Raw genomic sequence first — 8,359 nt, 5'->3', positions numbered from 1 at the left:
GCGGTGGCCGCATCCGTTCGCCCGGTGGCGCGCGCGGTCGCGGCCGGGTCCGGTTGCGACAGCACCCGGGTCGGCGCGTCCGGCGCGCTCAAGGCCACGAGCGGCTTCGCGTCCCGCGTGGGCGAGACCGCCACCGCGACGCTTTCCTGGGACCGGCGGATCCGGCCCTGGGCGTCGGTGACGGCCAGCCCGAGCTCGCTGTTGCCGGCCGGGAGGGCGGGCGGCACGATCGCGAACCGGCCTCCGGCGTCGGCGAGCGCCTGCGCCGTCGGCTTGCCGTCAACCAGCAGCGTCACGGTGCCGTTCGGCGTCGATCGCTCCGCCACGACGGCCTCCCCGTTCGGTTCGATGCGGAGGGTCTCGAAGGTCGGCGCGACCGGCTCCGCGGCGGGCGGGGTATTCTCGCCGCGGGCGCCGGCTGCTCGTCCGGCCTCGGCGCCCTGGCCGGCCCCGGCCTTCGCTGCCGACCCGCCCGAAGCGGGCGTTCCGGCCTCCGGCATGCGGGCGTCGCCGCGGCTGGCCAGGGCGGGCGCGGCCGAACCGTCGGCCGTCGAGGCCACCGGCAGGAAGGGCCGCTGGATCCCGTCGCGCCCGTAGAACGCGAGGATCAGCCCGATCCCGAAGAGCAGGGCGAGGAGCGCGACGGCGAGGCCGCGTCCACGCACCGCAGCCGGCGTCGCGGGGGCGATGTCGGGCGCCGCGTCCGGCGTCCGGCGGCGCTTGCCGAGCAGGGTCGCGACGACGCCGACGCCGACGAGCAAGCCCAGGAACCACCGGACGAGAGCGTCACGCAGACCGATCGACATGCCGGAATCCCCCCTGCGGCGCCAGCCTCGGCGCCTGCGGTCCCGGCTGTCGGGAGCGCGCGATCCGCCCCGGGGCGGCGGTGTCGCCGCGGCTCGGAGCAAGGCCCGTAACAACGTCGCGATGATCGGGTTCCGTGGTGGGTTTGGGTGGAAACTGGTATAGTCGCACCATTGACGTGAACGTGATCGATCATCCAGAACCGAGGACACGAGCCGGACCGTAGAGAGCCTGGTCAACACCATCTCCTCTACGAACACAGGACGCACGATCCCTATGGACTTAAGTACAGAGCCTGAAGAACTCTCCGCGAGCGAGGGATTGCCCCGTCATGTCCGCGATATGATCGGCAGGCGCCTGGATGAACTCTTCCCGACGGTCGCCGAGGCCGACCCCGACACGCGCCTCGGGCAGGTCCTGCTTCGCTTGCGGGCCGCGCTGCTGGACGCCCAGGCGGAACGGCAGGTGACGAAGGCCTTCAGCGACAGCCTGATCCAGGCGGTGCCGCGGCTGCGCCGCTTCGCGATGATGCGCACCCGCAGCGCGGCGGAAGCCGACGACCTGGTGCAGGCGACCCTGTTGAAGGCCTGGGAGAACCGGTCCCGCTTCCAGGCCGGCACCAACCTCGTCGCCTGGCTGTTCACGATCCTGCGCAACGCGCACATCAACCAGGGCAAGCGCTACCGGCGCGAGGTTCCGGACGTCGACGGCATCTTCGCCGCGGGCTTGAGCGCGCCGGCCGAGCAGGAGCACCGGATCGGGCTGATCGAGCTGCAGGTCGCGCTGGACGCACTTCCCGCCGAACAGCGCGAGACCCTGCTCCTCGTGGTGATCGAGGGCCTGCCTTACGAGGAGGCGGCCCTCGTCCTCGGGTGCCAGCCGGGCACGGTGAAGAGCCGGGTGAGCCGGGCGCGCGAACGTCTCTCCCAGATCCTGGGCGTGGCGTGACCGACGGCGCGGCCGGCGCGACGCCCGAGGATTGGGCCGACGCGGAGGCCGCCGCCGCCCGCGTCCGCGCCGCCATCGACGGCTAACTTGCGATGCCGGCGCCCGAGCAGCGCGCGGCCTTCCGGAAGGCCGTCGTCCTCGGCTGTGGCGCCTCGGGCGCCGAGGTGCCCTCGCCGGAAGCGGCGTCCTCGACGGTCGGCTGACCGGCGCGAGATCCATCACGTTCTCTCGATCCGTGCCGTCGGCAGGCGACTGGACGGAGCCGATGCCGCACGCCGCGTGTTGAGGCGGTCGCGGACGCGGTCGTCCAGCTCATGGACCCATCGCCCCGATGCCGACGATCCCGCCCTGGCTGTTCACGCGCGGCACGCTTGCCGCCGTCGCCATCGCGGGCCTCGTCGCGGCCGGAGCTGTTGCCGTCTACCTGGCCCAGGCGACGACGCTCGTCATCGCGGTGGCCCCACGCGACGGGACCGAGCCCGGCCTGATCAGGGCCTACGCCGACGCCCTCGACGCCGGCGGCAAGGCCGTCCGGTTCAAGATCCTGCCCTTCGACGACGTGCGCGAGAGCGCCGCGGCGCTCCAGGACGGGCGCGCCGACCTCGCGGTGGTGCGGCCCGACGTCGACCTGCCGACCAACGGCCTGACGCTGGCGATCCTGCGCGACCAGGCGATGATCATCGTCTCGCCGGAGACCGCCGGGATCGACGCGTTTCCCAAGCTCGGCGGCCGGCGGCTCGGCATCGCCGCGCACAAGGACGCCGACCTCTCGCTGCTGAAGAGCATCCTCGGCTATTACGGCCTGACCCTTGAGACGGGGCCCGTCGGCGCGAAGGTGCCGGCGCAATCCGTCCTGCTCGTGCCGGTCGAAGGTGCGCAGGCCGGCCCGGCGATCCGGGCGCGGACGGTCGACGCCTTCGTGAGCATCATCGCCCCGTCGGCACCGAAGGCCCTGGCCCTCGTCGAGGCGGTCAAGGCCGTCAGCAAGGGCGGCAAGGTCAACTTCGTCGGCGTGCCGGACGACGCGGCGATCATCGAGCGCTTCCCGCGCCTGCAGGCCGTCACGGTCCCGGGCGGGTTGTTCGGCGGGGCGCCCAAGCTTCCCGACGACGACGTCAAGACGGTCGGCGCCTCCTATCGGCTGATGGCCCGCGCCTCGCTCGGCCGGGTGGTCGCGGCCGACGTGACCCAGAACCTGTTCGAGTTGCGCACCGCCGCGGCCAAGACGAGCGACGCGGCCGAGTACGTGCTGGCGCCGGCCTATGAGACGACGGTGGCGGCCACGAGCGCGCGGATTCCGATCCACCCCGGCGCCATCGACTACTACGAGCGCGAGCAGCACAGCTTCGTCGACCGCTACGGCGACACCCTCTACCTGCTGGCGGCGCTCGCCGGCGGCCTGGTCTCGGCGATGGCGTGGCTGCGGCAGCGGCTGGCCGGCCTGCGCCGCGAACGGATCGACGAGGTCACCGACCGCCTGCTGGCGATCATCGACGAGGCGCGCACCCTGCGCGACCCGGCCGCCATCGCGGCGCTGAACGTCGAGATCGACCGGCTCGCGACCGAGGTCGTCCGCTATGCCCGGGCGCGCGCGCCGGAGATGCGGACCATGGCCGCCGTGGGCATCGCCATCGAGACGGCCAAGGCCACCGTCGCCGATTGCCGCAACGCGGCTACGGCCGGGCACGGGCCGGACAGCAAGCCGCCGTTCAAGCCGAGGCTGCATCTGGCCGGCGGCGAGGCATGACCGCCTTTCGCCTGCGCCGACGCCCGCCGTCGCGCGGCTTGCGCCGCGGGACGGACCGGGCCGGGTTTGCGGCCGCCCTTGCGAGCGATCGCCCGAGGACCCGGAACGCCGACGGCGATCCGGGCGGCGATCCGGGCGGCTCTTCGGCGTCGCGCGATGGGCCGACCGCGCCTGAACCCGCCCGGACCTGGCGCGACGCCCCGTCCTCGCAGGTCTCGCCGACGGCGACCGCGGAACGGGGCTGGGGCGGCCTGCGGGGGTTCGGGCGCACGATGCTCCGCCTCACCCTGGTCCGGTCGCGGACCGTCACCTGGATGAGCGCGGGCTTTGCCGCCCTCGTCGTGATGATCGCCGTCGCGGTCGCGGGCGTCGTCTACCAGCAGCACGGGAGCGACGCCGTCCGCCATACGGTCGAGGTCGACGGCCGCCTCGCGCGGGTCCTGTCCGCGTTGCAGGATGCCGAGACCGGCCAGCGCGGCTTCATCATCAGCGGCGACGAGGCGTTCCTCGGGCCGTTCCTCGCCAGCCGGGAGGCCTTCGAGCGCAACCTCGACCGCCTGCGCGAGCGCGTCGCCGACAACCCGGAGCAGCTCGCGCAACTCGTTCGCCTGCGGGCGCTGGCGCATCGTTTCGCGGGCGAGCTCGACCAGGGCGTCGCCCTGCGCCGGGCGGGCGACGCGGCGGGAAGCGCACGGCTCGTCGCCGAGGGGCAGGGCAAGCGCACGATGGACGCGATCCGCACCCTGGTCCGCGAGATGGAGGCGCGCGAGGCGGCCCTGCTCGACGCGCGGCAGGAGGCGGTGTCGCGCGTCGCCCTCGCCGTCTGGGCAACCGTCGCGGCGGTCGTCGTGCTCCTCGCCGTGCTCGCGACCGCGGCCTTGCGGGAGGCCGGCCGCCGCGCGAGCCTGGCGCGGTTCCTCCCCGAGGAGCTGTCCGGGCGGCTCGCGGACGCCGACGACAGCCTCCGGGTCGGCCGCCGGCAGAACGCCGCCGTGGCCTTCGTCGACATGCGCGGCTCGACCACCCTGGCCGAGAACCTCGACCCGCACGAACTCTCGGTCTTCCTCACCGCGTTCCGGCGCCGTGTGATGCGCATCGCCCGCCTTCGCGGCGGCGTGGTCGACAAGTTCATCGGCGACGGGGCGCTGGTCGTGTTCGGCCTGCCCGAGCCGCGGGCGGACGACGCCGCGCGGGCGCTCGCCTTCGCCAAGGACCTCGTCGCCATCATCGCCCGGTGGAACCTCAAGGACGACGGCCACGCCCCGGTGCGGATCGGCGTCGGCATCCACTACGGCGACCTGTTCTGCGGCATCATCGGCGAGGACATGCGCCTGGAATTCACCGTGCTCGGCGACACGGTGAACGTCGCCGCCCGCCTGGAGCAGGCGACCAAGGCGCATGGCGTGTCGATCCTGGTCTCGGACGCGGCGCGGCAGGCGGCGGGCTCGGATGCCGGCCGGTGGCACGAGGTCGGCCGGGCCCCGTTGCGGGGCCGGACCGAGGCGATGCCCTACCACACGCCCGACGACGAGGACGCCGCGGGGCCGTCCCCTTCGGCGACGCCTCAGGATCGGGCTGCGGCTCCGAACGCATCCAGCGCCGCCTGACCGGCCTCGATCGCGTCCTCATCCGTCGCGTAGGTCTCCGGCGAGACCCGGACGGACACGCCGCCCGCGTCCGTCAGGTGCCAGCGGTAGCGCCCGTGGGCGTCGTCGCGCGCCTCGACGGCGACGGGCGTCGGGTCGTCCATGGCTCAGCCTCCGTCGGTTCGACGCCACAGGTCGTCGCAGCGCTTGCTCCGAGGCGAGGGCCGGCGGGCACGGATCGGACCACCCAGGGTGCCGTCATGCCGCCGTCGCTCCGGACATCGCTGGCCAACGTGACGCGAATTCCGGCGTTCCGGGCGCATCCTGCGGCGGAAGCGCCCCGCCAAGCCGGGTTCGATCCGCGCCTCGCTGCCGCCCGCGGATGGGTTTTTCCGCGCCGCGCCGTCGTCGGATCGTGGGCTCGGACGTTGGCAGGATCGGGGGAAGCCTCGCTCGCTTCGCGCGCGGGCAGGCCGGGTGCGCGAGCGGAGTCGAGCGACTGATGACGAACACGGTGGGCACGGCCGGCCTCGGACGCCTGTCGGGACGCGACGACGTCCGCGCGGCGGCACGCGACGCCATGGCGGCCGCCCTCGCCGCGTTCGAGCCGGACGCGCCGGTGCTGGTGGTCAGCCACTTCGACGCCGACGGCCTGAGCGCGGCCGCTATCCTGATCCGGGCCCTGCGGCAGGCCGGGCGCGAGGCCGACGCCTTCGTCGTCGCCAAGGCCGAGTCGCCCTGGGACCCCGAGGTCGCCGCCCGCATCGCCACCCGTGCGCCCGGCGGCCTGATCGTCGCCGACCTCGGCACTCGGCCCGATCCCGTGCTGCCGGGCCGCCCGACGCTGGTGATCGACCACCACGTCCCGACCGGCGAACCGGAGGGCGCCGTCACCATCAGCGGGAACGGCCTCGATCCGGAGCCGACCACCGCCCTCCTCGCCTGGTGGGCCGCCGGCGCCCTGGGCGACCAGGCCGACCTCCTGTGGCTGGCCGCGGTCGGCCTGATCGGCGACATGGCCGAAGGGCTGGATTTTCCGGAGATGGCGGAGGCCCAGGCGCGCTGGGGCAAGACCGCCCTTCGCGACGCCACGGCGCTCGTCAACGCCCCGCGCCGCACGGCCGCCGCCGACGCCAGCCCCGCGCTGCGGCTCCTCCTCGGATCGGACGGCCCGAAGCGCATCACCAAGGGCGAGGACGCGGACGCGTCGGCTCTTCATGCGGCCAAGGCGGAGGTCCGCGCCGCCATGGAGGTGGCCAAGCGCGTGCCGCCCGCGATCGGCGGCGACGTCGCGCTGATCGTGCTGGACTCGCCCTGCCAGATCCATCCGCTGATCGCGCAGCAATGGCGCGGCCGGTTGAAGGACAAGGTCGTGATCGCCGCCAACGTCGGCTATCGGCCCGGCTGGGTCCACTTCGCCGCGCGCTCGGCGAGCGGGCGCGACCTCATCGCCTTCCTGGCCGAGCACCGCCCGGCCAACGCCGACGGACGCTACGGCAACGGTCACGCCCAGGCGACCGGCGGCGCGTTGCGGAACGCCGACTGGAACGGCTTCGTCCGCGGCCTCGGCTTTCCGAAGGCGGAGGTCGAGGCCTGACCGGCGATGTTTTAGCGCCGCGGCGTTCGCGTCCGCTCAGGCTGACGTGACGGAGCCGTCGAACGGTCGGGCGCCCGAGCGGCAAGATGCAGGGCGTGTCCTGCGTCGAGGACACGCCCTGCGACGGTTTTTGGGGTGGCTCAGCGACCCTGCTGCGGCATCAGCGAGCGGGCCTGCTGGACCGCGTCGCGGCAGGACTGGTCGCCCTTGGCGTTGAGGTCGGTGGCGCGCTGCAGCGCCGTCTTGGCCTGGGAGACCTTGTCCTCGGCCGAGAGGCTTGCCTGGGCCGACGGCTCGCCGCCCTTCGCGGCCTCGACGGCGGCGGTCGGCTTGTTCTCGGACTGCGCCCGCACGTCGGCCGGCGAGGTCGCGATCTGCCCGTTGACGACGGAGTTGGCCTGGCCGGTCCCGGTCGCGGCGGCGACGGGGCCCGCGACGCCGCCGACCGTGCCCGGCGATCCGCCGGTCGCACGGGCGGCGCCGTCCTGTTGGGCGCGGTCCGTGTCGGCGTTCCCGACCGGCTTGGCCATGGTTCCGGTGGTGCTCGCCGTCTGGTCGGCCGCTTCCTCGTTCGGTCCCTTGCGCTGGCCGGTATCGGGCTGCGAGACGGGCGCGCCCATGCCGACCTGCGTTCCGAGCTCGCGCTTGAGCTTGGCGATGTCGTCCGAGCAGGGGCCGCCATCCTGGGCGTAGGCGGCCGTGTTGAGGAAGCCGAGGGTGGACAGGGCTGCGACGCCGCAAAGCATCTTCAAGCGAGACATGGATATCCTTTTGTAGAGCCGGTCGTCAACGCCGAATTTGGGAACATGTTCAAGATGAAAGGATCTATTTTGCAATTTTTATTTTAGATATAGGGCGGACGTTGAAGGATAGCCGAGGTGGGGCGCTTGAATGGCTCCCTGCGCACGGCTCGTTGCTTCCAGTCGCCGAAGCCGATGGGCGAAGCGCCCGGTCGGCACCCGTCTCCCTCGGTGGGGGCGTGACGCCATCGCGGCCGTAGGCCGAAAGCGGTGCGGGGCTCGGCCGGGCCGCACGAGGATACGAAGGGCCGAGCGGGCCTGAAACAGCCCCGCCCTCGCCCCCGTTCCGGCCGCGCCCCTGGTTCAACACGTCACAGGGTTACTCATCTGCGTCGTCGGACGAGCGGCCGCGCGAGCGCTCGTAGGTGGCGATGGCCTGCGAGCAGGCCGGCGACAGGTTCGGGCGGTTGCGCTTGAAGCAGGCCTTCACCTCGGGGCCTCCGGGCTTCATGCCGGCACAGAGGCGGAGGTAGTCGCCGCCGCAATTCGCCTTCATGGCCTCCATCTCGGGCCCTTCCTGCGCCGCCGACGGCTGCAGGAGAGCAAGGGGCAAGGTCAGGGCGGAGGCGAGGGCGAGCCCTGCGCGTGTGGTGAATCGTCGGTTCATGTCGATCTCACGGTTGGTTGCGGAAGCCGGCTGTCGTCAACGCGCAGGCTGCGGCGCGTTCCCGGGCTTGTTCGGTGCTGCGGCGGGCGGGCTGGCGAGTTGCTGGCGGGTCTCGGCGAGCTTCGCCTGGGCGGTGGCGAGGTCCTGCCGGGCCGTGGCCAGCCGCCCGTCGAGGGCCGCGGCCTCCGTATTGCGGCTGGCCAGGGTCTCGGTGAGGGCGGCGAGCTCGCCCTGCGCGTCGGCCTGGCGCTTGCGCAGGGCGTCGAGGGC

7 protein-coding genes and 2 pseudogenes are annotated in these 8,359 nt (G+C 73.3%); 4 read left to right on the top strand and 5 right to left on the bottom strand.

The features are described 5' to 3' along the window. Positions 1 to 806 (bottom strand): annotated as a pseudogene (locus FV229_RS23250) (hypothetical protein); the annotation flags it as partial. 340 nt (positions 807 to 1,146) lie between these two features. Between FV229_RS23250 and FV229_RS23245 the strand changes: the two are divergent. The 3 genes from FV229_RS23245 to FV229_RS23235 all read left to right on the top strand — a co-directional run bounded on the left by FV229_RS23245 (position 1,147) and on the right by FV229_RS23235 (position 5,106). Continuing rightward, a complete protein-coding gene (locus FV229_RS23245; protein WP_238272815.1) occupies positions 1,147 to 1,752 on the top strand; it encodes a sigma-70 family RNA polymerase sigma factor in 606 nt (201 codons plus the stop codon). 331 nt (positions 1,753 to 2,083) lie between these two features. After that, positions 2,084 to 3,499: a TAXI family TRAP transporter solute-binding subunit gene (locus FV229_RS23240; protein ID WP_147754223.1), complete on the top strand. Its 1,416-nt coding sequence runs from the start codon at positions 2,084 to 2,086 to the stop codon at positions 3,497 to 3,499. Continuing rightward, positions 3,496 to 5,106 carry a CHASE3 domain-containing protein gene (locus FV229_RS23235; protein ID WP_246688308.1) on the top strand — a complete coding sequence of 537 codons (1,611 nt, stop codon included), beginning with the start codon at positions 3,496 to 3,498 and terminating at the stop codon, positions 5,104 to 5,106. The genes FV229_RS23240 and FV229_RS23235 overlap by 4 nt, the downstream gene beginning before the upstream one ends. Here the strand turns inward: FV229_RS23235 and FV229_RS23230 are convergent. Further along, a complete protein-coding gene (locus FV229_RS23230) occupies positions 5,064 to 5,249 on the bottom strand; it encodes a hypothetical protein (RefSeq protein WP_147754222.1) in 186 nt (61 codons plus the stop codon). The two genes, FV229_RS23235 and FV229_RS23230, sit on opposite strands and share 43 nt — an antisense overlap. Positions 5,250 to 5,587: 338 nt before the next feature. Here FV229_RS23230 and FV229_RS23225 point away from each other — a divergent pair, with 338 nt between their 5' ends. After that, a complete protein-coding gene (locus FV229_RS23225) occupies positions 5,588 to 6,682 on the top strand; it encodes a phosphoesterase (RefSeq protein ID WP_246688307.1) in 1,095 nt (364 codons plus the stop codon). 140 nt (positions 6,683 to 6,822) lie between these two features. On the opposite strand, the gene FV229_RS23220 is transcribed toward FV229_RS23225, so the two are convergent. The 3 genes and pseudogenes from FV229_RS23220 to FV229_RS23210 all read right to left on the bottom strand — a co-directional run. Further along, positions 6,823 to 7,443 (bottom strand): hypothetical protein, encoded by a 621-nt coding sequence (locus FV229_RS23220; RefSeq protein WP_147754221.1) that lies wholly within the window; start codon positions 7,441 to 7,443, stop codon positions 6,823 to 6,825. Between the two features lie 358 nt (positions 7,444 to 7,801). Then, positions 7,802 to 8,089, bottom strand: a complete 288-nt coding sequence (locus tag FV229_RS23215) for a hypothetical protein (RefSeq protein ID WP_246688306.1) — start codon at positions 8,087 to 8,089, stop codon at positions 7,802 to 7,804. 36 nt (positions 8,090 to 8,125) lie between these two features. Next, positions 8,126 to 8,359 (bottom strand): annotated as a pseudogene (locus FV229_RS23210) (hypothetical protein); the annotation flags it as partial.

The organism is Methylobacterium sp. WL120, assembly GCF_008039465.1.
Classification (GTDB): Bacteria; Pseudomonadota; Alphaproteobacteria; order Rhizobiales; family Beijerinckiaceae; genus Methylobacterium; species Methylobacterium cerastii.
The sequence above is the reverse complement of the archived record's forward strand: the minus strand, read 5'-3'. Positions and strand labels throughout refer to the sequence as shown.

What these genes read in the sequence shown, in the direction of transcription:
- FV229_RS23235 (WP_246688308.1), top strand. Translation starts at nt 3,496, where the DNA reads ATGACCGCCTTTCGCCTGCGCCGACGCCCGCCGTCGCGCGGCTTGCGC.
- FV229_RS23220 (WP_147754221.1), bottom strand. Translation starts at nt 7,443, where the DNA reads ATGTCTCGCTTGAAGATGCTTTGCGGCGTCGCAGCCCTGTCCACCCTC.
- FV229_RS23225 (WP_246688307.1), top strand. Translation starts at nt 5,588, where the DNA reads ATGACGAACACGGTGGGCACGGCCGGCCTCGGACGCCTGTCGGGACGC.
- FV229_RS23215 (WP_246688306.1), bottom strand. Translation starts at nt 8,089, where the DNA reads ATGAACCGACGATTCACCACACGCGCAGGGCTCGCCCTCGCCTCCGCC.
- FV229_RS23240 (WP_147754223.1), top strand. Translation starts at nt 2,084, where the DNA reads ATGCCGACGATCCCGCCCTGGCTGTTCACGCGCGGCACGCTTGCCGCC.
- FV229_RS23230 (WP_147754222.1), bottom strand. Translation starts at nt 5,249, where the DNA reads ATGGACGACCCGACGCCCGTCGCCGTCGAGGCGCGCGACGACGCCCAC.
- FV229_RS23245 (WP_238272815.1), top strand. Translation starts at nt 1,147, where the DNA reads ATGATCGGCAGGCGCCTGGATGAACTCTTCCCGACGGTCGCCGAGGCC.